The sequence below is a fragment of the Streptomyces sp. NPDC003635 genome, from assembly GCF_053587635.1.
This window is the reverse complement of the sequence record NZ_JBSFOK010000026.1, coordinates 92967-117355: the sequence shown is the minus strand read 5'-3', so window position 1 is coordinate 117355 and position 24389 is coordinate 92967. Positions and strand designations below refer to the sequence as shown.

Below are 24389 nucleotides of genomic sequence, written 5' to 3'. Positions count from 1 at the left end.
GGCAACGTTCGCCCCGTCGCGACGCCCGGCACGCACCGGACGCCGCTCCTTGACGGGCAAACGTTGCCTGACGCGGCACTAGTTGTCGAACCAGACGACGAGGCGGACGTTCGTCGAACCGTGCCGGTGGGCGAGGATGTGCATCACCTCGAAGAGATCGCCCCACTCCTCCTTCGGCACCGCCTCCCGACGGGTGAGGGAATGCGGCCAGTGCGGGAGGGGCCGGTCCCGTTCGTCCCAGTCCACGGCGGCCAGCTCGGCCCAGGTGATCCAGGTCGGGCTGTGGGAGTCCTCCTCCTCCCAGGCGTACGCGCGTCGGGTGGCCCGAGAGGCGTCGGCGGGGAACCCGCGTCCCGCCGCCAGTGGCTCGAAAGTCCGGCCGCGGACCCCGAAGAGGCACCCGAACGCCTCGTACGACCGGCCGTCGTAGAGATGACGGAGATTCATGGCCGGATGCCAGCGCAGGAAAAGGTCGTCGTCGTCGGGTTCGGACGTGTCGATCCAGCCGTTCCGCACCTCGACGTAGCCGTGAATGTCGGTGCCCATGGACCGCGATCATGCCAGCCGCGTCAGGCCACGAACGTACGGGGCGCCTCCCCGCCCCCGGTCCCCCCGCTCTCCACCAGCCGAGCCGCCGCGGCCAGCCGTACCGCCGCCTCCTCCGCGACCGCTCCCCCCACCGTGAACGGCAGCCGCACATACCCCTCGAAGGCGCCGTCGACGCCGAAGCGGGGGCCGGACGGCACGCGGACGCCGACCCGCTCGCCCGCCTCGGCGATCCGGGAGCCGGACAGGCCTCCCGTGCGGACCCACAGGGTCAGGCCGCCCTTCGGGAGCTCGAACTCCCAGCCGGGCAGCTCCCGCCGCACCGCGCCGACCAGTGCCTCGCGGTTCTCCAGGGCCTGATGCCGGCGCAGCTCGACGGCCTGCTCCCAACCGCCCGTGCTGAACAGCCAGTTCACCGCCAGCTGCTCCAGCACCGGTGTCCCCAGGTCGGCATAGGCCCGCGCGGCCACCAGGCTGCGGATCACGTCCGGCGCCGCCCGCACCCAACCGATCCGCATCCCGGCCCAGAACGCCTTGCTCGCCGAGCCGACGGTGATGACGGTGGCCCCGGCCGGATCGAAGGCGCAGACGGGCCGGGGCATGTCGATGTCCTCTTCCAGCCACAGCTCGCTCATCGTCTCGTCGGCGACCAGTACCGTCCCGGCCGAGCGCGCCGCGTCCACCATCTGCCGCCGCTGGTCGTCGTCGGCGAGCGCGCCGGTCGGGTTGTGGAAGTCGGCGACGACGTAGGCGATCCGGGGCGCCGCGTCGCGCAGCACCTGCCGCCAGCGGTCCATGTCCCAGCCGGCCAGCCCCTCCGCCATGGCGACCGGCACCAGACGGGCGCCCGCCTCGCGCATCAGCTGGAGGATGTTGGCGTACGACGGCGACTCCACCGCGATGCGCTCACCCCGCCCGCCGAAGAGATGGCAGATGGCGTCGATGGCGCCCATCGCCCCGGTCGTCACCATGATCTGCTCGGGCATGGTCGGGATGCCCCGCGCGGTGTACCGCTCGGCGATCATGGCGCGCAGCGCGGGCAGTCCCGCCGGGTAGTCGCCGTGCGTGTGGGCGTACGGCGGCAGTTCCTCCAAGGCACCCTGCACCGCCCTGGTGAGCCAGGGCTCGGGCGCGGGCAGGGCCGCGCAGCCGAGGTCGATCATCGAACCGAGGGCCTCGGGCGGCAGGGGTTCGAGCCCGCGCGCGGGAAGCGGGTTTCCCGCCGGGACGGCGGTCCAGCTGCCGGCTCCGCGGCGCGACTCCAAAAATCCCTCGGCGCGCAACGCCTCGTAGGCCGCCGCGACCGTCGTACGGCTGACGGACAAAGAGAGGGCCAGTTCGCGTTCCGCGGGCAGTCGGGCTGCCACCGGCACCCGTCCCTCCAGGACCAGCAGCCGGATGCCGTCGGCGAGAGCGCGATAGGCGGGCGGGCGGCGCGTACCGGGGCCCGCGGGACGGTCCTGCTGGGAGCTGAGCAGCCGGGCGAGCTGCGCCGGCCCCACCGCCGAAGTCCACTGCGCCATGAAAATCAGTCCACCTTCCCCGGATTGGCCATGGATGGCCGTTCACCTCAAGCCACAGGGTGTCATGAAGCAGGCCACTACCACCACAGGGGGGACCCTTGTCCACCACAAGCCGTCTCGGGCGACGGTTGATCCAGCTGTACGTCGGACTCGCGCTCTACGGGGCGAGCTCGGCCCTGCTCGTCGAGGCGGGTCTCGGTCTCGAACCCTGGAACGTGCTGCACCAGGGGCTCGCCGAGCTGACCGGACTGACCATCGGGGTCGTGTCGATCATCGTCGGGGCGGCCGTGCTGCTCCTGTGGATCCCGCTGCGCCAGCGGCCGGGTCTCGGCACCGTCTCCAATGTGTTCGTGGTGGGCATCGCCATGGACGGCACGCTGGCCGCCCTCCCCGAGGCCCACTCCCTCTCCGTCCGGATACCCCTTCTCGTCAGCGGCATCGTCCTGAACGGCGCGGCCACCGGCCTCTACATCGCCGCCCGCTTCGGACCCGGCCCGCGCGACGGCCTGATGACCGGGCTGCACCGGCGCACCGGGCGCTCGATCCGGCTGATGCGGACGGGCATCGAGGTCGCGGTGGTCGTCTCCGGCTTCCTCCTGGGCGGCACGGTCGGCGTGGGCACCGTGCTGTACGCGCTGACCATCGGCCCGCTCGCGCAGCTGTTCCTGCGCGTCTTCGCCGTCCCCCGGGCACCGGACGGCAGCACGGTCGTTGCCACCGGTCAACCCCGGCGGGCCATACTGCGTCGGTGAGCACGTCGATACGCCACCCCTATCTCGACCACCCGGGCCCGATCGCCTTCGCCCACCGCGGCGGCGACGCGGACGGTCTGGAGAACACCCAGCTGCAGTTCCGGCGCGCGGTGGACCTGGGCTACCGGTACCTGGAGACCGACGTCCACGTCACCCGCGACGGCAAGCTGGTCGCCTTCCACGACGCCACGCTGGACCGGGTGACCGACGGCGCGGGCAGGATCTGCGACCTGCCCTGGGCGGACGTACGGCAGGCGCGCGTCGCCGGTCAGGAACCGGTGCCGCTGTTCGAGGAGCTGATGGAGGCCTTCCCCGAGGCGCGCTGGAACGTCGACCTCAAGGCGGAGTCCGCGCTGCTGCCCTTCCTCGACCTGATCGAGCGCACCCGCGCCTGGGAGCGGATCTGCCTCGGCTCGTTCTCCGAGGCGCGGGTGGTCCGGGCCCAGCGGCTGGCCGGACCCAGGCTCGCCACGTCGTTCGGCACCCGCGGGGTGCTCGATCTGCGGCTGCGCTCCTGGGGTGTGCCCACGGTCGTCCGCCGCTCGGCCGTCGCCGCGCAGGTTCCCGAGACGCAGTCCGGCGTCCGGGTCGTCGACCACCGCTTCGTGCGCACCGCCCACGCGCGCGGGCTTCAGGTGCACGTGTGGACGGTCAACGAGGAGGACCGTATGCACCGGCTCCTGGACCTGGGAGTGGATGGCATCATGACCGATCACATCGAGACATTGCGCAAGGTCATGGAGGACCGGGGCGTCTGGGTCTGACCCGGCGGCCCGCGGCCCGGACGGGGAAGCGAGGGCGCGGGTGGACACCGGCACCATGGGGACGAAGGCGGCCGAGGAGGCCACCGGGCGGCGGCGCGAGCAGCGCGGCTGGTACTTCTACGACTGGGCGTGCTCCGTCTACTCGACGAGCGTGCTCACCGTGTTCCTCGGTCCGTACCTGACCTCGGTCGCCGAGCAGGCGGCCGACGCGGACGGATTCGTCCATCCGCTGGGCATCCCGGTGCGCGCCGGGTCCTTCTTCGCCTACTCGGTCTCCCTGTCGGTGATCGTGGCCGTCCTGGTGATGCCCCTGGTCGGTGCCGCCGCCGACCGCGGTGGCCGGAAGAAGCCGCTGCTGGCCGCGGCCGCCTACACCGGGGCCACGGCGACCACGGCCATGTTCTTCCTCGACGGCGACCGCTATCTGCTCGGCGGCGCCCTGCTCGTCGTCGCGAACGCCGCGCAGTCGGTGGCGATGATGCTGTACAACTCCTACCTGCCGCAGATCGCCCCGCCCGAGGAGCGGGACGCGGTGTCCTCGCGCGGGTGGGCCTTCGGGTACGCGGCGGGGGCCCTGGTCCTGGTCGCCAACCTGGTGCTGTACCTCGCGCACGACTCCTTCGGCGTCTCCGAGACCACGGCGGTCCGCATCTGCCTGGCCTCGGCCGGCCTGTGGTGGGGCGCCTTCACGCTGGTACCGCTGCGCAGACTGCGCGACCGCCGCACGCCCACCCTCGCCGGCTCGCCGACGGCAGCCGGCTTCCGCCAGCTCGCCGCGACGATCCGTGACATGCGCCGCCACCCGCTGACCCTCGGATTCCTGCTGGCGTACCTCGTCTACAACGACGGCATCCAGACGGTGATCTCCCAGGCCTCGATCTACGGTTCCAAGGAACTGGGGCTCGGCCAGTCGACCCTCATCGGCGCGGTGCTCCTGGTTCAGGTACTGGCGGTGGCGGGAGCGCTGCTGCTGGGTCGGATGGCGCGGGTCTACGGGGCGAAGCGCACGATCCTCGGATCGCTGGTGGCGTGGACGGTGACCCTGGCGGCCGGGTACTTCCTGCCCGCCGGGGCACCGGTGTGGTTCTTCGTGCTGGCGTCCGGGATCGGCCTGGTCCTGGGCGGCAGCCAGGCCCTGTCCCGCTCGCTGTTCTCCCATCTGGTGCCGCCGGGCAAGGAGGCCGAGTACTTCTCGGCGTACGAGGTGAGCGACCGCGGGATGAGCTGGCTCGGCCCCCTGCTGTTCGGGCTCACCTACCAGCTGACCGGGAGTTACCGGGACGCGATCATCTCGCTGGTGGCGTTCTTCGTCATCGGGTTCGTGCTGCTCGCCAGGGTTCCGGTGAGGCGTGCGATCGCCGACGCGGGAAACCCGGTTCCGGCAAGGATTTAGCGTTCGGCGCGAAAGGGCTGTAGTGTACGCGTTTGGCCTGCCAGGCGTACCGTTACTGCGCGTCAAAGATGCCGAAACGCTGGGTGACATCTGCTAGCAGATGTGACAAACCGGGCGCTGGTGGGTACAACAAGGGGCGGCTACGACGGCGACGCATGACCCGGAACGGGAATCTTTACCGCCGACCGGACGTTGACCGGATGACGACGACAGCGACACCTGTCCTGTGGGCGACAAGCCCGGGAGGCACGATTCATGAGTGAGCGAGCTCTTCGCGGCACGCGCCTCGTGGTGACCAGCTACGAGACGGACCGCGGCATCGACCTGGCCCCGCGCCAGGCCGTGGAGTACGCATGCGAGAAGGGGCACCGCTTCGAGATGCCCTTCTCGGTCGAGGCGGAGATCCCGCCGGAGTGGGAGTGCAAGGTCTGCGGGGCCCAGGCACTCCTCGTTGACGGCGACGGCCCTGAGGAAAAGAAGGCCAAGCCCGCGCGTACGCATTGGGACATGCTGATGGAGCGGCGCACCCGTGAGGAGCTCGAAGAGGTCCTCGAGGAGCGCCTGGCCGTTCTGCGTTCCGGCGCGATGAACATCGCGGTACACCCCAGGGACAGCCGCAAGTCGGCCTAGTTCCCGAGGTACCGGGACCGGAACCCGATACAGCACGAGACCGAGGGCGCCGTACGTTTCGACGTACGGCGCCCTCGGTTTGTCGTGTGACCGGCGTCGGCGGCCGCCGACACCCCGGCTCAGCGCGTCAGCGGCGGGCGCGGGCCCTCGGGGGCGTCCCCGGGCTCGTCCCGGATGACCTCACCCTGCACGACCTTGCCGTCGGGGCGGTGGATACGGGCCTGCTGGAAGGCGTCACCGAGCGAGCCGGGACCGGCCTGGCGGAGCCTGCGGTCCAGGGTGCGCTCGGTGTACCGACCGAGCGCCTTCTGCACCGGCGGGACCAGCAGGAGCAGTCCGAGCGCGTCCGAGATCAGGCCGGGCAGCATCAGCAGCAGGCCGCCGAGCATCATCAGGCCGTTGCCGCCACTGGAGGGGGCCGGCGTGCCGCCGCGCTGCAACGCCTCGTTGAGGTTCTGGAAGGCGCGTCGGCCCGCGCGCTTGATGACGACGGTGCCGAGCACCAGGCCCGCGATCAGCAGCAGGAAGACCGTGAGGCCGCCCGCGGCGTCCGCGACCACGGTCAGCAGCCAGATCTCCAGCACCAGCCAGACGGCGATGCCCAGCGGCAGGAAGGTGCGCAGCCGGGAGCGCCGGGGCCGGGCGGGGTGCGTGGGAGTCGGTGCGCCAGTCGTCATGCGTCCAGTGTGCCTGGCCCCGGCTCAGCGCGGGATAAGGGGACGATCAACGGTGGCTGTGCGGCCGCAGGGCTACGACTGGGGCGGCTGGGGCGGCTTGACCTTGCCGAGCAGCTTGCCGGCCCGCTCCTGCGCACCCCAGGTGGTGACCCGCCACAGCGCCTCGACAAGGATGTCGCGGCTCATCTTGGAGTCGCCCAGCTCGCGTTCGACGAAGGTGATGGGCACCTCGACGACGTGGTAGCCGGCCTTGACCGCACGGCGGGCGAGGTCGACCTGGAAGCAGTAGCCCTGGGAGGCAACGTCGTCGAGGCCGAGGCCCTCCAGGGTCTCGCTGCGGAAGGCGCGGTACCCGCCGGTGATGTCGCGCAGCGGCAGATCCAGGGCCATCCGGGAGTACAGGCTGCCGCCGCGGGAGATGAACTCCCGGCTCTTGGGCCAGTTCACCACCCGGCCGCCGGGCACCCAGCGGGAGCCGAGGACCAGGTCGGCGCCCTTGAGCGCGGTCAGCAGCCGGGGCAGTTCCTCCGGGCGGTGGGAGCCGTCGGCGTCCATCTCGACCAGGACGCCGTAGCCGTGCTCCAGGCCCCAGCGGAAGCCCGCGAGATAGGCGGCGCCGAGGCCTTCCTTGCCTTTGCGGTGCAGCACCTGGACGTGATCGTCCCCGGCCGCCAGCTCGTCGGCGAGCTTTCCGGTGCCGTCGGGGCTGTTGTCGTCGGCCACGAGGACGTGCGCCTCGGGCACGGACGCGCGCACCCGGCCGACGATCGCCTTGATGTTCTCCGCCTCGTTGTAGGTCGGAATGATCACCAACGCCGTGCCGAGCGGGCCGAACCGCCTCCCCGAGGACTGCTCCTCACGGGTCCCGTCGCCGTCGTTCACTGCTGCCCCTTCGTGTGCGTACGCAGAGGTCCACCATAGTGTGCGCGGCCTGCGATTACGTGACATCACGTTCGTATGGTGGTGTCGATTCCACAAGAGCGGGGTAGCCATCAGGTTTTCGGATCATGTGCGCGCCCTGCGGATGGGGGCCCGGCGCCCTTCGGGCCGACCTGGGGCCCGCTGGCTGCGGGTCGACCGAAAGCCGTTGTCTACTGAGCGTCCGGGCCCCACCCGGGTCACACCTCCCCGACCGGCCGGAACGTTCCCTCGCCGTGGCGCGGGCGCTGAGCCTGGCTCCCAGCGACGGTGCCCCGGTGCGGCACACCGTCCCTGACCCAGCGGCGTTTGCGACGAGTTCCCGGAAGTTCTCGGTTCCCAGGTCGGGCGTCCGGTGGTGGACTCGGCCGAACCTACCGGCCGCATGGCGTCGGCTGTCAACAGCCGTTTGACCTGCGCATCCTTCGTCGACGCCCAGGTCAGCGCGGAGGATACGCAGGTCGTGCGACGCGGCGTCGCCGCCGGAACGGCGCAGCGCCACCCCGGGAGATCACTCGCCCGGCCGTACGAACACCGTCCGGCCGCCCACCACCGTGCGCAGACAGACGGGCAGGTCGCGGCCCGGGGTGAGGTCGGGCAGGCCAGGGGTGCCGGAGCGGGGGTCGGTGGACCAGCGGGCGACCCGGTCGTCGGGGGCCTGGACCACCAGTTCGTCGGTGCGCCACACCGCGTAGTCCGCGGGCGCGCCCGGCACCAGGACGCCCGCGTCGTCCCGTCCGACCGCACGCCAGCCGCCCCGCGTGTGCGCCGTGAACGCGGCCCGCACCGAGACCCGGTGCTCGGGGGTCCGGTGGAACGCGGCCGCGCGGACCGTCCCCCAGGGGTCCAGGGGCGTGACCGGGCTGTCGGAGCCGAAGGCGAGCGGGACGCCCGCGCGCAGGAGCGCGGCGAAGGGGTTGAGCGAGCGGGCGCGCTCGGCGCCCAGGCGGGCGGCGTACATGCCGTCCTCGCCGCCCCACAGCGCGTCGAAGGCGGGCTGGACCGAGGCGGTCAGACCCAGTTCGGCGAAGGCGGCGACGGTCTCGGGGGTGAGCATCTCGGCGTGCTCGACGCGGTGCCGGGCGGCGCGGACGCGGGCGAGGCCCACCTTCTCGGCGGCGGCCCGCACGCCCTCGACCACGGCCGTCACGGCGGCGTCCCCGATCGCGTGGAAGCCCGCCTGCAGCCCCGCCTCGGTACAGGCGGCGACATGGGCGGCCACGGCGGCGGAGTCCAGGTAGGCGATACCGGTGTGCTCGGCGTCGGCGTACGGGCCGTGCAGGCAGGCGGTGTGCGAGCCGAGGGCGCCGTCGACGAAGAGGTCGCCCGCCGCGCCGGCGGCGCCCAACGCGCGCGCCTTGTCGACATCCTGCTCGGCCCAGTAGCCGACGACCCGGGGCCCCGGCTCCTCGGCGGCGAGACTCAGCAGTCCGGTGAAGTCGTCCTCGGAGGAGATCTCCGGGCCCGCGCACTCGTGGACGGTCCCGATGCCCAGGGAGGCGGCGTGGGCGAGGGCGGCGCGCTGGGCCTCGACGCGCTGCGCCGGGGTGATCGCGGCCAGGGCGGTGGCGCGTACGGCGTGATGGGCGTCGGCGGTGAGCGGGCCCTCCGGGCGGCCGAGGGACGTCATGTCGAGCAGGGCGGTGGTGACGACCGCCGAGTGGACGTCGATACGGCTCAGGTACAGGGGCCGGCCGCCGGTGGCCGCGTCCAGCTCGGCACGCGCCGGCGGACGGCCGCCGGGCCAGCGGGCGGAGTCCCAGCCGTGGCCGAGGAGGACCCGGTCCGCGGGGCGAGCGGCGGCGAAGTCGCGTACGAGATCGAGGGCCGCCTCCAGGGAGCGGGCGGCGGACAGGTCGAGGCCGGTCAGGGCGAGGCCCGTGGCGGTGGTGTGCACATGGGCGTCGGTGAAGGCCGGGGTGACGAGCGCGCCGTCCAGGTCCACGACCTCGTCCACACCGTCCGCGAAGGCGTCCGCGGCGCCTTCCGAACCGACCCAGGCGACCTGTCCCCGTTCCACGACCATCGCGGTGGCGAAGGGGTCGGCGGGACTGTGGACTTCTCCGCGGCGGAGCAGAACGGTCTTGGGGGCGGCGGTGGACTCACTCATGGGGAACAGTCTCGCGCCTCGCCGCGGCCGTCCGGCACGCAGGTGGGTCAGACGCGCGGCGGCCGTGCCTCGTACGGCGTGGAGAGGACCACCGTCGTCCGGGTGGAGACCCCCGCGAGGGAGCGCAGGCGGGCCAGCAGCTCCTCCAGTTCGTGCGGGGTGGCCACGCGGACCTTGAGGATGTAGTTCTCATCGCCCGCCACGCTGTGGCAGGCCTCGATCTCGGGGACCCCGGCCAGGCGTTCCGCGATGTCGTCCGGCGCGCTGGGATCGAAGGGCTTGACCGAGATGAAGGCGGTCATGGGCAGACCGACGGCCTCGGGGTCCACGACCGCGGCGTAGCCGCGGATGACGCCACGCTGTTCGAGCCGTCGCACCCGCTGGTGCACGGCCGACGTGGACAGGCCCGTGGCCTTGCCCAGGTCTGTGTAGCTCATCCGCCCGTCCTTGACGAGCAGCTGCACGATCTGTCGGTCCAGCTCCTCCATGGCGCTAGAACCTACAGTGCCCCTGACCTCCTGGGATACCTCAGCCGTCCAGGTCATGCCCGGTTCGTGATGTGACCGGTGAAAGTTTGTGAGCCGCCTGAGGGACAAACCGGCACCTGCGGGCGGCATGTGACGAACGCCACAGCCAACGGGCAGGGTCCGTGATGTTCTCGTGATTACCGCCGAGACGGGACGGGAAGTGCTTGCTGTGGTCGAGGCCGCAGTGCCCGAACGGCCCAGCCCGAGGGGGAGAATCCCATGCAGAGTCTTAAGCGCCCTGGTCGTACCGCAGCCAAGCGCCCGCAGCTTGTCGTCGAGCCCGAGCCGGAGGGCGTCGAACCCGACGGCTCCGACTTCGCCGACGAGGAGTTCGACGCGTACGACACCTTCGAGATGTACCGGGTCGTCTGCCCGGACTGCGCGCAGCCCATCGCGCTGCTGGCGGACGAGGAGGTCCTGCCCGAGCACGCCCTGTGCGCCTCGCCGTGGAACCCGTTCGGCCTGACGGTGTGCGCCGGCACCGGCCGCCGCGCCTCCGACGCCCGCCCCGCGGACGAGTCGGCCGAGCCCCAGGAGCAGGACACCGCCCTGCTGTTGACGCTCCCTCAGGGGCTCGACTGGCGGACGCAGCCCTTCAGCCACGTCGGCGGCCCGGGCTCGCGCCCGATGCGCGTACCGACGATGCGCCGCCAGGCCGCCTGAGGCACCGGCCTCAATCCCAGTAGCTGCCCTGCACCATGGCTCGCAGGCTGCCGTGGTGCAGGATCAGTGTGTCCGGGTCCGCCGGGACGGCGACCTCGCCGAAGTGCGCCCGGCGGTAGGCGATCCGCAGCATCACGACGGCGTGCCGCAGGGCCGCGTACAGGGTGTAGAAGTCCATGTCGCGCGGGATGTGGCCGGTGAGCTCCGCGTAGCGGGCCTCGACCCGGTCGCGGCGCAGGAAGTCCGGCAACCCGGGCTGTCCGAAGGCCACCGTCAGGTCCTGGAAGAAGCGGTGCAGGTAGACGGTCCAGCCGAGGTCGACCTCGCGGGGGGCCAGTGCGGCCATCTCCCAGTCGAGGACGGCCGCGGGTTCGAACCCGTCGTACACGATGTTGCCGATGCGTGCGTCACCCCAGTTGAGAACCGGTGCGCCCGGCTCTCGCGGCCACAGCTCCTCGAGCCGTTCGAAGGCCGCCTCGATGAGCGGTGAGCGGGAGAGGCCCTTCACCACCCAGGTGTAGTAGGCGCGTTGGGAGATCACGTGGGCGCGCAGAGCGTCCCCGCCGCCGGGGGTCGCGAGGAACGCCGCCTCGCGCACCGGGACTTGGTCGTGCAGGCGGGCCAACACGCCGATGGTCGCGGCCTCCAGATGCGCGCGTTCGCTGTCGCTCGCCACGTGCAGCCAGTTGCCCGAGTAGGTGTACGGCATGACGTCGGGCGGGACCCGGCCCTCGACGCGCCCCATGACGAGGAAGGGCGCCCCGAGCGGGCCGGGGTCCAGCTCGACCCACAGCACTCGGGGAACGGGGACGTCGGTGTGCTGGGCCACCAGCTTCATCGTGCGGTACTGGCGGTACATGTCGTACTCGGGGAACACGGTGTACGCCGACTGGTCCGCCGCGAGCCGCAACACGCAGGAACGCAGGGGTGCTTCGGGGTGATCGATGTCGAACAGGACGGTCTCGCTGGACATGCCGTTGGAGGCGGGTGCGCGCACCCCCGTGACCTTCGCGCCCGGCAGACGGGTGCCCAGCCAGGCGATGAGGCGGCGGGCGATCTCCTCCGGATCCCGGGTGGTGGTGCGCGGGCGGGGTGCCGTGGCTGCCATGAGGTGTACCCCCTACGGTGCGACCGAGGTGAAGTCCGCGAAGCCGCTCGGGTCGTGCCGCCCGAACGAGCCGTGCTCGAAGATGCCGTGGCCCACCTGTCCGTCCAGGCGGAAGCGGGCCGCGTGGTCGGTGACGCCGTAGGCGGCCCGCGGGTGGGCCTCGGTGAGGTCGTAGGTGCGCCGGTCGGTCCAGCCGCGTCCCTGCCAGGTGCCGTGCTGCCAGTCGTCGGCGGGCGGGTACCCGGCGCCGATCGCCAGCGGGGAGGAGGTGAGGATCTCCACCCCCAGTTCCTGCGGCTTGCGGACGTCGCCGAGGTGGATGAGGGCGCGTTCGGGGTGCCGGGTGCCCGGCCGGTAGGTGATCTCCGCCTGGGGCCAGCCCAGTTGACGGTCGCGCCGACCGGGGCGGACGAGTGTCGCGTCGTTCAGCGTGCGGTGTCCGTCCGCGTCCTCCTGGACGATCACCATCAGGAACCGGTCCTCGAAACGGACCGGGCACCAGATCCAGTGGAAGCCCTCGGTCGGATGCTCCTCGGCGAGCCGCCCACCCTCCTCCCCCGGTACCGGCCGCACGCCCCAGCTGCGGTCCCGGGTGCCGGTCCAGTCGGCGGCGGTGACCGCGAACTCCTCGCCGGCCGCGCGGATCACCCCCGTCACGCTTCCCGCCTGTACGAACCGGCGCCCTTCGAGGGTGAGCCGGGGGCCCCGGCGCTGGAGGTGATGGGGTTCCCACAGGGCCGGGAAGTCGGCGGTCCAGGTGAGGTCGTACGACAGGGAGTCGTCGTCGCTCCGCAGGCGCAGTCGGCGCAGCGGCTCGTCGACCTCGATGCGCAGCGGTCCGACCGCGAGCCGCATCCGGTCCTCGCCCAGCGCGTCCGAGGCGCGTACGGCGTGCAGGGTGTCCCCGATGCGCAGGGTGGCGTAGGCGTCGATCACCCCGAGGTTCGGGTACACCCCGAGGCCGAGGATCAGCAGGGCACGTCCCCGGTGGTCCAGGACGTGGAAGATGCAGCGGTCGTAGGCGTTCCGGTCGCTGGTCGCGACGTGCTTCATGGACAGGGGAACCTGGTGCACCGGGTACTCGTCGAGCGGTACCGGGCGGTCGTCGTCGGCCACGGGAGACCTCCCTGGAGGCGAGTGGCCTGACGGTACGTCAGACAGCCCCAGGTGGCCAGACACGGGACCGGACACCGGTGAACGCACGCCCGATTCCGGGTGGCGGTGACCTGTCCAGCCGCCCTCGCGTTGCCCTGGTGTGACCCCCACTTATTCGACGACCGGGCGCCAGAGACACGCCTTCGTACCGCCGCCCCCGGCAGAATCGCTTCGGCAGCCCCCTCCCCCGCTGCCGGACCCGCCCATCTACCGCGATCTGATGCGGACCTGGGCGGACCGCGGCCGCACCCTGCCGGGCCGCCACGACCCGGAGTGGATCCGGCTGGCGGCGCCGACGGTGCGGCCGGGCGAGTTCAGCGCCCCTCGGGACCCGCGAGGTGACGGGCGATGACCATCCGCTGGATCTGGTTCGTGCCCTCGACGATCTGCAGCACCTTGGCCTCGCGCATGTAGCGCTCGGCCGGGAAGTCGGCGGTGTAGCCGTACCCGCCGAGGACCTGCACGGCGTCGGTGGTCACCCGCATCGCCGTGTCGGTGCAGTGCAGCTTGGCCATGGCCGCCTGCTTGGCGAACGGCCGACCCGCGTCCCTCAGCCGCGCCGCCGCCAGGTACAGCGCGCGGCCCGCCTCGATCTGGGTCGCCATGTCGGCCAGCATGAAGCGCAGGCCCTGGAAGTCGGAGATCGGCCGCCCGAACTGCCGGCGCCCCGAGGCGTAGGCCACGGCCTCGTCCAGCGCCGCCTGGGCCACGCCGATCGCGCACGCCGCGATGCCGAGCCGCCCGGAGTCCAGCGCGGACAGGGCGATGGCGAAGCCCTGGCCCTCATCGCCGAGCCGCCGGTCCTCGGACACCCGCACACCGTCGAAGTGCACCTGCGCGGTCGGCGAGCCCTTCATGCCCATCTTCTTCTCGGGCGCGGCCCCGCTCAGCCCCTCGGCGTCGCCCGGCACCAGGAAGGCGGAGATCCCGCGCGGTCCCTCCTCGCCGGTGCGGGCCATGACCGTGTAGAAGTCGGCGATGCCGCCGTGGGTGATCCAGGCCTTCGTACCGGTGATCACCCAGTCGTCGCCGTCCCGCACCGCCTTGGTGCGCAGGGAGGCCGCGTCGGAGCCGGACGACGGCTCGGACAGGCAGTAGGCGCCGAGCAGCCCTCCGCCGAGCATCGCGGGCAGGTGCTCGACCTGCTGCTCCTTGGTGCCGTAGGCGGCCAGAGCGTAGGAGGCCAGGGTGTGCACGCTGACGCCGAGACCGACGGTGAGCCGGGCCATCGCGAGCTCTTCGAGGACCTGGAGATAGACCTCGTACGGCTGATCACCACCGCCGTACTCGGAGTCGTAGGGCAGTCCGAGGAGGCCCGCTTCCGACAGCAGGGAGAAGACCTCGCGCGGGAAGCGTCCGGCGTCCTCCTCCTCGGCCGCCTTCGGGGCGATCTCGCGCTGGGCGATGTCGCGGACGAGCGAGATCAGATCCCGGGCCTCGTCCGTGGGCAGGTGCCGGTCCACCGGTTGCGGGGCGCGGTCGGGCATGGCGACGCTCTCCTCCCTTGTCGGGCGCATCGGCGGACGTGCGCCTTGGGTGGGGCGGCTCCGCCGGGTCTCACTGGGTGCGGGCCCCTGCTCGCACTCCCGGGTCACGGAAGCTGCTGACCAGCGGCTGTGCGCTGTGAGTATGCCCGATCGGAGGCACTCAGTCACCAGTTAACGACCGCTTACTCCAAGAAAACTCGAACGACGCGAATTGGTCCGAACCATTGACCCGACTGGTCTAGTCCTCCTAGTGTGCGGGCAACGCCTTACCGCGTTCATGCCAATCGGCGCGCGTTCCCCTCTCCCCCACGAGGAGACACCCGATATGCACCTTCTCCACCGCACCCGATTCCGGGCGCTGGTCTCCGCCGCCTGCGCGGCCGTCCTCGGCGCCGGACTGCTCGCCGGGGCGGGCACGGCCACTGCCGAAGCAAGCGCTCCCGAGGCCGAACTGGCGGCCGGCTCCAAGGTGATCGGCTACTTCACCGAATGGGGCACCTACGACCGGAAGTACTACGTCAAGAACATCGAGACCTCCGGTTCCGCGGCCAAGCTCACGCACATCAACTACGCCTTCGGCAACGTCACCGGCGGCAAGTGCGCCATCGGCGACAACTACGCGGCCACCGAGCGGACCTACACCGCGGCCGAGTCGGTCGACGGCGTCGCCGACACCTGGGACCAGCCGCTGCGCGGCACCTTCAACCAGCTGCGCGAGCTGAAGAAGAAGCACCCGGGCCTCAAGGTGCTCTGGTCCTTCGGCGGCTGGACCTGGTCCGGCGGCTTCGGCCAGGCGGCCCAGAACCCGGCCGCCTTCGCGCAGTCCTGCTACGACCTGGTCGAGAACTCCAAGTGGGCCGACGTCTTCGACGGCATCGACATCGACTGGGAGTACCCCAACGCCTGCGGCCTCACCTGTGACACCAGCGGCCGGGCGGCCTTCAAGAACCTGATGCAGGCGCTGCGCGCGAAGTTCGGCACCGGCAACCTGGTCACCGCGGCGATCACCGCCGACGCCACCGCGGGCGGCAAGATCGACGCGGCGGACTACGCGGGCGCGGCCCAGTACGTCAACTGGTACAACCCCATGACGTACGACTACTTCGGCGCCTGGGACGCGGCGGGACCCACGGCTCCGCACTCGCCGCTGAGGTCCTACTCGGGCATCCCGAAGGCGGACATGCACTCCTCGGCCACCATCGCCAAGCTCAGGAGCCTCGGCATCCCGGCCGCCAAGCTGCTGCTCGGCATCGGCTTCTACGGCCGCGGCTGGACCGGCGTGACCCAGTCGGCGCCCGGCGGCACCGCGACCGGCCCGGCGGCGGGCACGTACGAGCAGGGCATCGAGGACTACAAGGTGCTGAAGACCAAGTGCCCGGCGACCGGCACGGTGGGCGGCACCGCGTACGCCAAGTGCGGGAACAACTGGTGGAGTTACGACACTCCCGCGACCATCGCCGCGAAGATGACGTACAAGAACCAGCAGGGTCTGGCGGGTACGTTCTTCTGGGAGCTCAGCGGGGACACCGCGAACGGTGAGCTCATCAAGGCGATCAACTAACCCCTGACACGGGGGACTTCAGGGGCGGAGACCACGAGACTCCGCCCCTTGGTCATGTGTCACGGCGGGCGGGCCCGGGGGCCGGGCAGGAGGGGTCCAGCTCCTCCACGGCGCGCAGCGCGCCGCCCAGGGTCTTCACCAGCAGCTCGCGCATGGTCTCCCGGGAGAGCTGAGGGTGGTCCGTCCAGTCCAGGGTCGCGCCCTCGACGCTGCACACCCAGGACAGCAGCCCCATCCGGGCGACCGGCCCGACGTCCGTACGGCCGTACGCGCCCTCGGCGATGGTGGACACGATCGCCTCGCGCACCCCGTCCCGGATGGCGTGCACCTCGGTGTCGAAGCCGACCCCGCCGCTGACGATCGTGCGGTAGGCGGCCTGGTTGTGCTCGGCGTAGCGCAGATAGCTGTCGATCGTGCGGTGGACCCGCTCCACCGAGGGCAGTTCGACCCCGCTCGCCGCGTAGGTGACCAGGTCCGCGACGGAGTCCTTGATGATCGCCAGGTAATAGCCGCGCTTGGACTGGAAGTAGTAGTAGATCAGTCCCTTGGCCACATGCGCCTGGCGCGCGATGTCGTCCATGGACAGCGCGTCATAGGAGGTGTCGGCGAACAATCGCCGCCCGATGGCGATGAGTTCGGCGCGCCGGGCCGCCGATCGCTCGGTGCCGCGCGCCCGGGGGCGGACGACGGCGACGCGCTGCTGACTGTTCACGTTTCGACCCTGGTCTCGGGCGGGTGGCGGGACCTCCGCAGTATGGCAGGTTCGAATATGTGTCAGGTCACATCAGGTCACAGCAGACCGAGCTGGGTCACGAGCATCGCGGTGACCACGACGAGGACCCAGCCCATGACGTGCTCGAGGACCTCGGGACCGTCCTCCTGGGGACCGCCGGTGCGGACACGGGCGGCGGTGGCTGCATTCGTGGTCATCCGTCCACCTTGCCACCGACCAGGGCTTTTGCGGCCGAGACCTTGGTCACAGCGAACGGCCCCCGGCGCACGGGTCCGGGGGCCGCCGTACGGCGTCTCAGCGGACGCCCACCGCGGCGAGCGCAGCGCACTGGCGGGCCGAGGGACGCGCCGGGAAGTACAGGTAGCAGACCCCTCCGGTGCCGGAGACGACCTTGCCGCTGGCGTTGTACCGCTTGGTCCTGAGCCAGATGTTCTCCCACTCACGTCTGCGGTAGACGCGCCGGACCGCCTCGTTGCTCGGCGAGGCCGGGTCGTTGGCGATCACATCGCCCTCCGCCGTGAAGCCGATCACGGTCATCAGGTGCCCCGAGGTGCCGTAGCCCGCCCCGGTCAGCTCCTCCTTCAGGAAGGACTGGGACGTTATGGCCGGGATCCCGGCCGCGATCAGCGTCTCCAGATCGGTCAGCGAGCCGAGTCGGGTGACCACGCCCTGGAGGTCCTTGAAGGTGGCCGCGTAGGCCGCGTTGAACGGCCAGTTGCCGCAGCCCGCGTACTGGTAGTCGTATGTGAACCGGGCCGCGTGGCACACCTGCGGATCCGCGAAGGACGGGTCGACCCAGGCCAGTTGCTCCTCGGTGAGCCGGCGGCCCCAGTACTCGATGATCATCTGCGAGGAGGTGGGGCTGCACCAGGCCTCGCCGCCGTTGTCGTACTCGGGGTACTGGCCTGCGTGGATCTCCTGCGAGTAGCGCGGGACGGCCAGCTCCTGGGCGAGACCCGGCGTGGAGGCCGGGACGGTGAAGCGGTCCGGGACGTCGGAGCCCATCGCGCCGAGCCGCCACACGGTGGGGGTCTTCTTGGTGCCCGGCTTGCGGTAGAGGGTCAGCCGCAGCCGGTACGAGGTCAGGCGCAGGCCGGTCGCCGGGTCGTCGACGGCGAAGGTGTCGGTCCAGATCGTGCTCTTGCCGTCGGTCTGGTCGTCGACGGAGGTCCGCCGGATGTCCTGGTCGCCCGCGGCCCAGCGGCCCATGACGTACCAGGGGGTGTCGGTACCGTCGGAGTAGGTGCCCTTGAGCTCGATCTGGAGCCAGGTGCCGGCCGGGGTGTGCGCGTTCCAGGAGGCGATGGCCTCGGTGGAGGGCACGGTCAGCCGGTGCACCGGTGAGGTCCAGGTGGCGTACTCCCAGGTGGCGGTGGTGCCGGTGTGCGGGTCGGTGTAGTCGGCGAGCCCCGCGGGCGTGCCGATCACCAGGCCGGGGCGGGCGCCCGCGACGGCACGGGTCCCCTTGGCGGCGCCCGAGCGCCAGTCGGTGTACGTCGTCCAGGCGCGGTTGTCGATCTGGCGGGCCGCCGCCTGGGCGGGACCGGTGGGGACGCCGGTCGTGGGGGCGGCGGCGGCCTGGCCCGCGGAGGTGCCGGCGACGGCCGCGGCGACCGCGGCGGTCAGGACGGTTCTGCGGGACGGCTGTTCGGATCTGCTCATGGGCGGAAGACCCCCAGGTTGTCCGAGTCGGGGCAGGTCCAGTGCTGTGTGTGGGCCAACTATGGACGCAGCGGGGGCCTCCTGCCAGCACTTCGGACCATGCCGCGCCATGAATATTGGCCTCGACCACTGGCATCACCCGCCGGGGCGCGTCACTAGACTTCCGTTGCGTACACGACTCACCCCGGGAACCGTCATTCACCAGCTCGCCTCGCGGCTTCACCGCCTGCCCGCGTCCTGCGGTCCGGTCCGTCTGATCGGGATCGACGGGCACGCCGGGTCGGGGAAGTCCACCTTCGCCGAGCGGCTCGCGCGGGCGCTGGGCGGGGCGCCGGTGCTGCGGCTCGACGACATCGCCAGCCATGACGAACTGTTCGACTGGACCGACCGGCTGCTCGCCCAGGTGATCGCGCCCCTCTCCCACGGCGGGACCGCCCGCTACGCCCCCTACGACTGGCGCGAGCGCCGCTTCGGGGCACCGCTCGCCCTGCCGCCCGAGCCCGTGCTGCTCGTCGAGGGCGTCGGCGCCGGGCGCCGCGCGCTGCGGCCGTATCTCGCCTTCCTGCTCTGGATGGATCTGCCGCAGGCCGAGTCCTGGGCGCGCGGCCGGTCGCGCGACGGCGAGGAGCAGCGGGACTTCTGGGACGGCTGGGTCACGGCGGAACAGAAGCACTTCGCCGTGGACCCCTCCCGGCCGTTCGCCGACGCCTTGGTACGGCAGTGCGCGAAGGGGTTCGAGTTGCGTCCCGGGCCTGCCGGGACGATGGATGCGGACCACCTCATCACGCTGAGTGAGGGACCATCCCCAATGTGGTGAAGTTGTGAAGAGCCGCGTGCGCGAACTTCCCTGACTGCCTCAACTCCGCTTGACCCAAGGGCCGTACAGGTCTTACGTTCTCAATGTGCGGTCGTTCGAGGCCGCCCGACAGACGCGAAGCCCCCGGTTGTTCCCCCGTGATCGGGGGCTTCGTTCTGCCCTCACCCCACTTTTCGGCCGCGCCAAGGCGTGATTCGCTCACCCTCGGTCACCATGCCGTACGCGCCCCATCTGCTCCCACCTCGCCAAACGTCCGGTGCGGCACCCTGGGGCGGGCGACACCCCCGCAGGTACGATGCCCTCGGTGCGACCTGGGACCGCCGCTCCGCGCACGGCTGCAACTGCGGTCCGCAGTACGGCGGTTCGACTCTTACGGCCGACGGGCGACGGCCCGGCGGTCAACCGACGGGGGCACGGTTTGTGGGGGACGTGATGGACTTCGGCACGCAGGGCCCCGAGGCCCCGGCCGACCTCGCCTGGTTGCGAGGCGTGGACGCCTACACCATGGGCGCTTATCCGCAGGCGGAGGAGGAGTTCCGCACCGCGGTGCGGATCGATCCCGGGATGGCCGACGGCTGGCTCGGGCTGCACGCGCTGCGCGTCGACACCACGACCGCGCTGTTGCGGATGTTCCGGCACCGGGACCGCTTCGGGGAGCAGCGCGCCCGGCACCGCCGCACCCTCAACTCCTGGTACTGGCTCGGCTGGTGGGTGCAGCCGGTGCTGGAGAGCCCGCGCGATCTGCTGCTCGCGCACGCCTCGCACTGGCTGGACGGCCGCCATGTGCCCGAGCTGGACCGGGCCCTCGCCGGTCTGCCGCCGGTGGACGCCGACGCCCAGGTCCGCTTCCTGCACGCCTGCCGGGCCTATCTGGTCAAGGACTGGGAACAGCTCGTCCGGCACACCGACCCCCTGCTCGACGACCCGATGCTCGGGATCGAGGCCGGACTGTTCGGCGGCATGGCCCGGGTCCGGCTGGAGATGTACGGCCAGGCCGACCCGCTGCTGTCCGCTGCCCTGATGCGCTGCCGCAGCGAGCAACCGCAGCGCAAGGAGCTGCGGTACTGGCTGGCCCGGGCCCATGAGGGCACCGGCCGGTCGGCCGCCGCGCTGCCGCTGTACCGGGCCGTGCACCGCGTCGACCCCGCCTTCATGGACACCTCGGCGCGGCTCGCCGCCATCGCGGAGGGGGACGGCTACGACGAGGCCGGCGATCTCGCCCCGATCACGCTCACCGGGTTCGGCCAGGACTCCGTCGACGGGCCCGACACGCTCGACCCGCTGTTCGGCGAGGGACGTGAGCTGAAGCTCTCCGGCCCGGATCTGGTGCCGAGCGGGCCCCTTCCTCCCGTGCCGGACCCGGGGGTGCGCGAGCGGGCGGGCCTGCCCGGGCAGCCGCCGCCAGCCGGGCCGACCGACCCCGCGTTACTGGAGGAGGCGCTCGCGGAGCTCGAGCGCATGGTGGGCCTGGAACCGGTCAAGCGCCAGGTCAAGGCGTTGTCCGCGCAGTTGAACATGGCCCGGCTGCGGGCGGGACAGGGGCTGCCGGTCCAGCCGCCCAAGCGGCACTTCGTCTTCTCGGGCCCCTCCGGCACCGGCAAGACCACGGTCGCCCGCATCCTCGGCCGGGTCTTCTACGCCCTCGGACTGCTCGGCGGCGACCATCTGGTCGAGGCGCAGCGGGCCGATCTGGTGGGCGAGTACCTCGGCCAGACCGCCGTGAAGGCCAACGAACTCATCGACTCCGCACTCGGCGGGGTGCTCTTCGTGGACGAGGCCTACTCGCTCTCCAACTCCGGCTACGGCAAGGGCGACGCGTACGGCGACGAGGCGCTGCAGGTGCTGCTCAAGCGGGCGGAGGACAACCGGGACCACCTGGTCGTGATCCTGGCCGGCTACCCCGAGGGCATGGACCGGCTGCTGGCCGCCAACCCGGGGCTGTCGTCCCGCTTCACCACCCGCGTGGACTTCCCCTCGTACCGGCCCCTCGAACTCACCTCCATCGGCGAGGTGCTCGCCGCGGAGAACGGCGACATCTGGGACGAGGAGGCCCTCGACGAGCTGCGCTCCATCGCCGGGCACGTGGTGGACCAGGGGTGGATCGACGAACTGGGCAACGGGCGGTTCCTGCGGACCCTGTACGAGAAGAGCTGCGCGTACCGGGATCTGCGGCTGTCGACGTATCCGGGAGCGCTCACGCGGGACGACTTGTCGACTCTGCGGTTGCCGGACCTGATGCAGGCGTACGGAGAGGTGCTGTCGGGCAGGGGGCCGCAGGATCCGTCGGCTCTGTGACGGATCCCGCGGCGGTGGGTCCTACGACGCCAGTACCTGCGCCTTATCCGACTGTTTCGGCACCTCGCGGTGCGCCGGGTCCGTCACCTCGCCGACCAGGAGTTCCAGTACGTCCTCCAGCGCCACCAGGCCCAGCACCCTGCCGGAGGCGTCCGCGACCTGGGCCAGGTGGGTGGCCGCCCGGCGCATCACCGTCAGGGCGTCGTCCAGCGGGAGTTCGGGCCGCAGCGTCGTCATGGGGCGCCACACCTGCTGCGGCACCGCCCGCTCCGAGTCCTCCAGGTCCAGTACGTCCTTCACGTGCAGGTAGCCCATGAAGGCGCCGGTCTCCGCCACCACCGGGAACCGGGAGTAGCCGGTGCGCGCGGTCAGGTCGACGATCTGACCCGGGGTGACCGAGGGCGGCACCGTGACCAGCGACTCCCGGCCGAGGAGGACGTCCGTCACCGGGCGGGAGCCCAGCTCCAGGGCGTCCTCCAGGCGTTCCTGTTCCTCGGGGTCCAGCAGGCCCGCCTGACCCGCGTCCTCCACCAGACGATTCAGCTGCTCGCTGGTGAAGACCGCCTCGACCTCGTCCTTGGGCTCGACCCGGAAGAGCCGCAGGATGCCCTGGGCGCAGGCGCCGAGGGCGACGGTCAGCGGACGGCACAGCCGGGCGAAGGCCACCAGTCCGGGGCTGAGCCACAGCGCGGCCTTCTCGGGGGCGGCCATCGCGAGGTTCTTCGGGACCATCTCGCCGATGACGAGGTGGAAGAAGACCACGGTGGCCAGGGCGATGACGTAGCCCAGCGGGTGGATCATCGCGTGCGGCAGATGGATCCACTCGAAGAGGGGTTCCAGGATGTGCGCGACCGTGGGCTCGGCGACCGCGCCCAGGGTCAGCGAGCAGACGGTGATGCCGAACTGGGCCGCCGCCATCATCTGCGGCAGGTGTTCCAGGCCGTACAGCACCTGCCGGGCCCGGGCCGTGCCGAGCGGTTCGATCTGGCTGCGGCGGACCGAGACCAGCGCGAACTCGGCGCCGACGAAGAAGCCGTTGGCGAGCACGAGCAGGGCGGCGAAGAGAAGCTGGAGCACGCTCATCGGGCGGCCTCCACGACGGGCGAGGTGCGAACGAGCCGGACCCGCTCGGCGCGGTAGTGACCGACCTGGCGCACCGAGAGCCGCCAGCCGGGCAGTTCGGCCTTGTCACCGGGGACCGGGATCCGGCCGAGCAGGTCGGCGACCAGACCGGCGACGGTCTCGTACGGCCCCTCGGGCACGTCGAGTCCTATGCGCTGGAGGATGTCGACCCGGCAGCTGCCGTCGGCGTCCCAGGCGGGTCGGCCGTCCTCCGCCGGGGCCGCGGCGAGTTCGGGCAGGTCCTTGGCGTCGTGTTCGTCCCGGACCTCGCCGACGATCTCCTCGACGATGTCCTCCAGGGTGACCACGCCCGCGGTGCCGCCGTACTCGTCGACGACGACCGCGATGGGCTGTTCGCTGCGCAGCCTGGCCAGCAGCGGCCGGACCGGCAGGGTCTCCGGGATCAGCAGCGCGGGGCGGGCGATCCGGCCGACGGGGGTGCGCAGCCGGTCGGCGGCGGGCACGGCGAGGGCGTCCTTGAGGTGGACCATGCCGACGACCTCGTCGATCCGCTCCCGGTAGACGGGGAAGCGGGACAGGCCGGTGGCGCGGGTCAGGTTGACCACGTCCTCGGCGGTCGCCGACGACTGGAGCGCGCTGACCCTCACCCGCGGGGTCATCACGTGCTGCGCGGTCAGCTCGCCGAGCGACAGGGTCCGTACGAACAGGTCCGCGGTGTCCTGCTCCAGGGTGCCGGCCTGAGCGGAGTGGCGGGCCAGCGACACCAGTTCGCCCGGGGTGCGGGCCGAGGCCAGCTCCTCGGTGGGCTCGATGCCGAGCGCGCGGACGAGGCGGTTGGCGACGGAGTTCAGAGCGGCGATCACCGGCCGGAAGACCCGCGCGAACATGTGCTGCGGGCCCGCGACGAACCGCGCGACCTGCAACGGACGGGACACCGCCCAGTTCTTCGGCACGAGTTCGCCGATCACCATCTGCACGGCCGAGGCCATCAGCATGCCGACGATCACGGCGACCCCGGAGACAGCGCCCTCGGGGATGCCGAGCGCGGTGATCGGGCCGTTCAGCAGCGCGGCGAGCGCCGGTTCGGCGAGCATGCCGACGACGAGGGAGGTGATGGTGATGCCGAGCTGGGTGCCGGAGAGCTGGAAGGAGAGCTCCTTCAGCGACTCGACGACTGTACGGGCGCGGCGGTCGCCCTCGGCGGCGGCCTTCTCGGCCTCCGGGCGTTCGACCGTCACCAGGCCGAACTCGGCGGCCACGAAGAAGCCGTTGGCGAGGATCAGCAGGAATGCCGCGGCAAGGAGCAGCAGGGGGATGGTCATGCCGCCGCCTCGAAATGTCGGGAGGGGGCGGCGCAGGTACTACAGGACGATCCGTCCATCGCTGGAGGGAGTCACTCCTCGGGTAGCAGGGGGCCTCTGAAGACCAGGTGGAACATCAGCGGCGGAGGCGCCGGGAAAACGCCTCCGCCAACAGGTTAATCAAGACCCCGGCCGGTACGGCAGGGAGAACGCCATGGGTCAGCCGTGATGTTCCTCGGGGTTTCGGATGGACCGCGCCTCGGTGAGGGCGCGCAGCGTGCGGGCGTCCTCGATCGCGCGCTGCCTGGCGATGCCCGGCTGAATCCCGAGCACGGGCAGGCTGGTGCCGTCGCTGAGGTTGAGGAAGACCCACGGGTCGCCGGGGCGCAGGTTCACCTGGAGGATCTCGGCCCACTCCAGCCGGCGCCGGCTGGCGATGTTGACCACGGTGACACCGGAGTCGTCGGCGACGACCTTGACCCGGGCGAGCATCGCCAGGACGCCGAACATCAGCGCTCCGGTGAGGATGAAGCTCAGGCGCTCACCGGGGCCGAGCTTCTCCAGCAGCAGGGCCACCGCCGTGATCACCACGAAGATCGCGGTGCCGGCGGTCAGCAGGACCGCCCGGGTGCGGCCGGGCCGGAAGGTGACGGGAAGGGCGGGGAGTTCGGACATGGCGTACGG

24 protein-coding genes are annotated in these 24389 nt (G+C 71.6%); 9 read left to right on the top strand and 15 right to left on the bottom strand.

The window, feature by feature from the left end; all coding sequences use genetic code 11:
- Positions 1-78 precede the first annotated feature (78 nt).
- Both ACWDRW_RS24040 and ACWDRW_RS24035 read right to left on the bottom strand, forming a co-directional pair.
- Positions 79-546 (bottom strand): hypothetical protein, encoded by a 468-nt coding sequence (locus ACWDRW_RS24040; protein WP_451726077.1) that lies wholly within the window; start codon positions 544-546, stop codon positions 79-81.
- A gap of 23 nt (positions 547-569) precedes the next feature.
- Positions 570-2069 (bottom strand): SCO1417 family MocR-like transcription factor, encoded by a 1500-nt coding sequence (locus ACWDRW_RS24035; protein WP_451726076.1) that lies wholly within the window; start codon positions 2067-2069, stop codon positions 570-572.
- Positions 2070-2167: 98 nt separating this feature from the next.
- Between ACWDRW_RS24035 and yczE the strand changes: the two genes are divergently transcribed.
- The 4 genes from yczE (at position 2168) to ACWDRW_RS24015 (ending at position 5608) form a co-directional block, all read left to right on the top strand.
- Positions 2168-2821, top strand: coding sequence for a membrane protein YczE (yczE, locus tag ACWDRW_RS24030; protein ID WP_451726075.1), 654 nt, complete (start codon positions 2168-2170; stop codon positions 2819-2821).
- Complete coding sequence (locus tag ACWDRW_RS24025) at positions 2818-3585, top strand: glycerophosphodiester phosphodiesterase (protein ID WP_451726074.1); 768 nt, start codon at positions 2818-2820, stop codon at positions 3583-3585. The genes yczE and ACWDRW_RS24025 overlap by 4 nt, the downstream gene beginning before the upstream one ends.
- Positions 3586-3640: 55 nt before the next feature.
- Positions 3641-4978: an MFS transporter gene (locus ACWDRW_RS24020; RefSeq protein ID WP_451726073.1), complete on the top strand. Its 1338-nt coding sequence runs from the start codon at positions 3641-3643 to the stop codon at positions 4976-4978.
- A gap of 255 nt (positions 4979-5233) precedes the next feature.
- Complete coding sequence (locus ACWDRW_RS24015; RefSeq protein ID WP_003977404.1) at positions 5234-5608, top strand: RNA polymerase-binding protein RbpA; 375 nt, start codon at positions 5234-5236, stop codon at positions 5606-5608.
- Between the two features lie 119 nt (positions 5609-5727).
- On the opposite strand, the gene fxsA is transcribed toward ACWDRW_RS24015, so the two are convergent.
- The 4 genes from fxsA to ACWDRW_RS23995 all read right to left on the bottom strand — a co-directional run bounded on the left by fxsA (position 5728) and on the right by ACWDRW_RS23995 (position 9801).
- Positions 5728-6285: an FxsA family membrane protein gene (gene fxsA / locus ACWDRW_RS24010; RefSeq protein WP_451726072.1), complete on the bottom strand. Its 558-nt coding sequence runs from the start codon at positions 6283-6285 to the stop codon at positions 5728-5730.
- Between the two features lie 72 nt (positions 6286-6357).
- Complete coding sequence (locus ACWDRW_RS24005; RefSeq protein ID WP_451726071.1) at positions 6358-7167, bottom strand: polyprenol monophosphomannose synthase; 810 nt, start codon at positions 7165-7167, stop codon at positions 6358-6360.
- Between the two features lie 547 nt (positions 7168-7714).
- Positions 7715-9313 (bottom strand): amidohydrolase, encoded by a 1599-nt coding sequence (locus ACWDRW_RS24000; protein WP_451726070.1) that lies wholly within the window; start codon positions 9311-9313, stop codon positions 7715-7717.
- A 47-nt stretch (positions 9314-9360) separates the two neighbouring features.
- Positions 9361-9801 (bottom strand): Lrp/AsnC family transcriptional regulator, encoded by a 441-nt coding sequence (locus tag ACWDRW_RS23995; protein WP_362256286.1) that lies wholly within the window; start codon positions 9799-9801, stop codon positions 9361-9363.
- Between the two features lie 258 nt (positions 9802-10059).
- On the opposite strand from ACWDRW_RS23995, the gene ACWDRW_RS23990 reads away from it, so the two are divergent.
- Complete coding sequence (locus ACWDRW_RS23990) at positions 10060-10503, top strand: hypothetical protein (protein WP_451726069.1); 444 nt, start codon at positions 10060-10062, stop codon at positions 10501-10503.
- A 10-nt stretch (positions 10504-10513) separates the two neighbouring features.
- On the opposite strand, the gene ACWDRW_RS23985 is transcribed toward ACWDRW_RS23990, so the two are convergent.
- Together ACWDRW_RS23985 and ACWDRW_RS23980 are read right to left on the bottom strand one after the other, a co-directional pair.
- A complete protein-coding gene (locus tag ACWDRW_RS23985; RefSeq protein WP_451726068.1) occupies positions 10514-11611 on the bottom strand; it encodes a phosphotransferase family protein in 1098 nt (365 codons plus the stop codon).
- A 12-nt stretch (positions 11612-11623) separates the two neighbouring features.
- Entirely contained in the window at positions 11624-12664 is a 1041-nt protein-coding gene (locus ACWDRW_RS23980) for a hypothetical protein (RefSeq protein ID WP_451726081.1), read from the bottom strand.
- Between the two features lie 202 nt (positions 12665-12866).
- On the opposite strand from ACWDRW_RS23980, the gene ACWDRW_RS23975 reads away from it, so the two are divergent.
- The gene (locus ACWDRW_RS23975) at positions 12867-13118 is read left to right on the top strand and encodes a hypothetical protein (RefSeq protein ID WP_451726067.1); all 252 of its coding nucleotides are present in this window, start codon (positions 12867-12869) and stop codon (positions 13116-13118) included.
- Here the strand turns inward: ACWDRW_RS23975 and ACWDRW_RS23970 are convergent.
- Positions 13081-14253, bottom strand: a complete 1173-nt coding sequence (locus ACWDRW_RS23970) for an acyl-CoA dehydrogenase (protein ID WP_451726066.1) — start codon at positions 14251-14253, stop codon at positions 13081-13083. The genes ACWDRW_RS23975 and ACWDRW_RS23970 overlap by 38 nt on opposite strands.
- 325 nt (positions 14254-14578) lie before the next feature.
- On the opposite strand from ACWDRW_RS23970, the gene ACWDRW_RS23965 reads away from it, so the two are divergent.
- Positions 14579-15814, top strand: a complete 1236-nt coding sequence (locus tag ACWDRW_RS23965; protein ID WP_451726065.1) for a glycoside hydrolase family 18 protein — start codon at positions 14579-14581, stop codon at positions 15812-15814.
- 52 nt (positions 15815-15866) lie between these two features.
- On the opposite strand, the gene ACWDRW_RS23960 is transcribed toward ACWDRW_RS23965, so the two are convergent.
- The 3 genes from ACWDRW_RS23960 to ACWDRW_RS23950 all read right to left on the bottom strand — a co-directional run bounded on the left by ACWDRW_RS23960 (position 15867) and on the right by ACWDRW_RS23950 (position 18209).
- Complete coding sequence (locus ACWDRW_RS23960) at positions 15867-16526, bottom strand: TetR/AcrR family transcriptional regulator (protein ID WP_451726064.1); 660 nt, start codon at positions 16524-16526, stop codon at positions 15867-15869.
- Between the two features lie 77 nt (positions 16527-16603).
- Positions 16604-16744, bottom strand: a complete 141-nt coding sequence (locus tag ACWDRW_RS23955; RefSeq protein ID WP_451726063.1) for an SCO1431 family membrane protein — start codon at positions 16742-16744, stop codon at positions 16604-16606.
- Between the two features lie 97 nt (positions 16745-16841).
- Positions 16842-18209 carry a peptidase C39 family protein gene (locus tag ACWDRW_RS23950; RefSeq protein ID WP_451726062.1) on the bottom strand — a complete coding sequence of 456 codons (1368 nt, stop codon included), beginning with the start codon at positions 18207-18209 and terminating at the stop codon, positions 16842-16844.
- A 166-nt stretch (positions 18210-18375) separates the two neighbouring features.
- Between ACWDRW_RS23950 and ACWDRW_RS23945 the strand changes: the two genes are divergently transcribed.
- Both ACWDRW_RS23945 and ACWDRW_RS23940 read left to right on the top strand, forming a co-directional pair.
- Positions 18376-19026 (top strand): uridine kinase family protein, encoded by a 651-nt coding sequence (locus tag ACWDRW_RS23945; RefSeq protein WP_451726061.1) that lies wholly within the window; start codon positions 18376-18378, stop codon positions 19024-19026.
- Between the two features lie 432 nt (positions 19027-19458).
- On the top strand, positions 19459-21321 hold the full coding sequence (locus ACWDRW_RS23940) for an AAA family ATPase (RefSeq protein WP_451726060.1): 1863 nt from the start codon (positions 19459-19461) through the stop codon (positions 21319-21321).
- A gap of 21 nt (positions 21322-21342) precedes the next feature.
- On the opposite strand, the gene ACWDRW_RS23935 is transcribed toward ACWDRW_RS23940, so the two are convergent.
- From ACWDRW_RS23935 to ACWDRW_RS23925, 3 genes are all read right to left on the bottom strand, one after another.
- Positions 21343-22404 carry a hemolysin family protein gene (locus tag ACWDRW_RS23935; protein WP_451726059.1) on the bottom strand — a complete coding sequence of 354 codons (1062 nt, stop codon included), beginning with the start codon at positions 22402-22404 and terminating at the stop codon, positions 21343-21345.
- The gene (locus ACWDRW_RS23930; RefSeq protein ID WP_451726058.1) at positions 22401-23726 is read right to left on the bottom strand and encodes a hemolysin family protein; all 1326 of its coding nucleotides are present in this window, start codon (positions 23724-23726) and stop codon (positions 22401-22403) included. The genes ACWDRW_RS23935 and ACWDRW_RS23930 overlap by 4 nt, the downstream gene beginning before the upstream one ends.
- Before the next feature lie 198 nt (positions 23727-23924).
- A complete protein-coding gene (locus ACWDRW_RS23925) occupies positions 23925-24380 on the bottom strand; it encodes a PH domain-containing protein (RefSeq protein WP_451726057.1) in 456 nt (151 codons plus the stop codon).
- Positions 24381-24389: the final 9 nt, after the last annotated feature.

Excerpts from the sequence above, each read along its gene's own strand:
- ACWDRW_RS23925 (WP_451726057.1), bottom strand. The coding sequence starts at position 24,380 with ATGTCCGAACTCCCCGCCCTTCCCGTCACCTTCCGGCCCGGCCGCACC.
- ACWDRW_RS23935 (WP_451726059.1), bottom strand. The coding sequence starts at position 22,404 with ATGAGCGTGCTCCAGCTTCTCTTCGCCGCCCTGCTCGTGCTCGCCAAC.
- ACWDRW_RS23980 (WP_451726081.1), bottom strand. The coding sequence starts at position 12,664 with ATGAAGCACGTCGCGACCAGCGACCGGAACGCCTACGACCGCTGCATC.
- ACWDRW_RS24000 (WP_451726070.1), bottom strand. The coding sequence starts at position 9,313 with ATGAGTGAGTCCACCGCCGCCCCCAAGACCGTTCTGCTCCGCCGCGGA.
- ACWDRW_RS23955 (WP_451726063.1), bottom strand. The coding sequence starts at position 16,744 with ATGACCACGAATGCAGCCACCGCCGCCCGTGTCCGCACCGGCGGTCCC.
- ACWDRW_RS23990 (WP_451726069.1), top strand. The coding sequence starts at position 10,060 with ATGCAGAGTCTTAAGCGCCCTGGTCGTACCGCAGCCAAGCGCCCGCAG.
- ACWDRW_RS23965 (WP_451726065.1), top strand. The coding sequence starts at position 14,579 with ATGCACCTTCTCCACCGCACCCGATTCCGGGCGCTGGTCTCCGCCGCC.
- ACWDRW_RS23930 (WP_451726058.1), bottom strand. The coding sequence starts at position 23,726 with ATGACCATCCCCCTGCTGCTCCTTGCCGCGGCATTCCTGCTGATCCTC.
- fxsA (WP_451726072.1), bottom strand. The coding sequence starts at position 6,285 with ATGACGACTGGCGCACCGACTCCCACGCACCCCGCCCGGCCCCGGCGC.
- ACWDRW_RS24040 (WP_451726077.1), bottom strand. The coding sequence starts at position 546 with ATGGGCACCGACATTCACGGCTACGTCGAGGTGCGGAACGGCTGGATC.
- ACWDRW_RS23995 (WP_362256286.1), bottom strand. The coding sequence starts at position 9,801 with ATGGAGGAGCTGGACCGACAGATCGTGCAGCTGCTCGTCAAGGACGGG.
- ACWDRW_RS23985 (WP_451726068.1), bottom strand. The coding sequence starts at position 11,611 with ATGGCAGCCACGGCACCCCGCCCGCGCACCACCACCCGGGATCCGGAG.
- ACWDRW_RS23950 (WP_451726062.1), bottom strand. The coding sequence starts at position 18,209 with ATGAGCAGATCCGAACAGCCGTCCCGCAGAACCGTCCTGACCGCCGCG.
- ACWDRW_RS23970 (WP_451726066.1), bottom strand. The coding sequence starts at position 14,253 with ATGCCCGACCGCGCCCCGCAACCGGTGGACCGGCACCTGCCCACGGAC.
- ACWDRW_RS23940 (WP_451726060.1), top strand. The coding sequence starts at position 19,459 with ATGGACTTCGGCACGCAGGGCCCCGAGGCCCCGGCCGACCTCGCCTGG.
- ACWDRW_RS24020 (WP_451726073.1), top strand. The coding sequence starts at position 3,641 with ATGGGGACGAAGGCGGCCGAGGAGGCCACCGGGCGGCGGCGCGAGCAG.
- ACWDRW_RS24035 (WP_451726076.1), bottom strand. The coding sequence starts at position 2,069 with ATGGCGCAGTGGACTTCGGCGGTGGGGCCGGCGCAGCTCGCCCGGCTG.
- ACWDRW_RS24015 (WP_003977404.1), top strand. The coding sequence starts at position 5,234 with ATGAGTGAGCGAGCTCTTCGCGGCACGCGCCTCGTGGTGACCAGCTAC.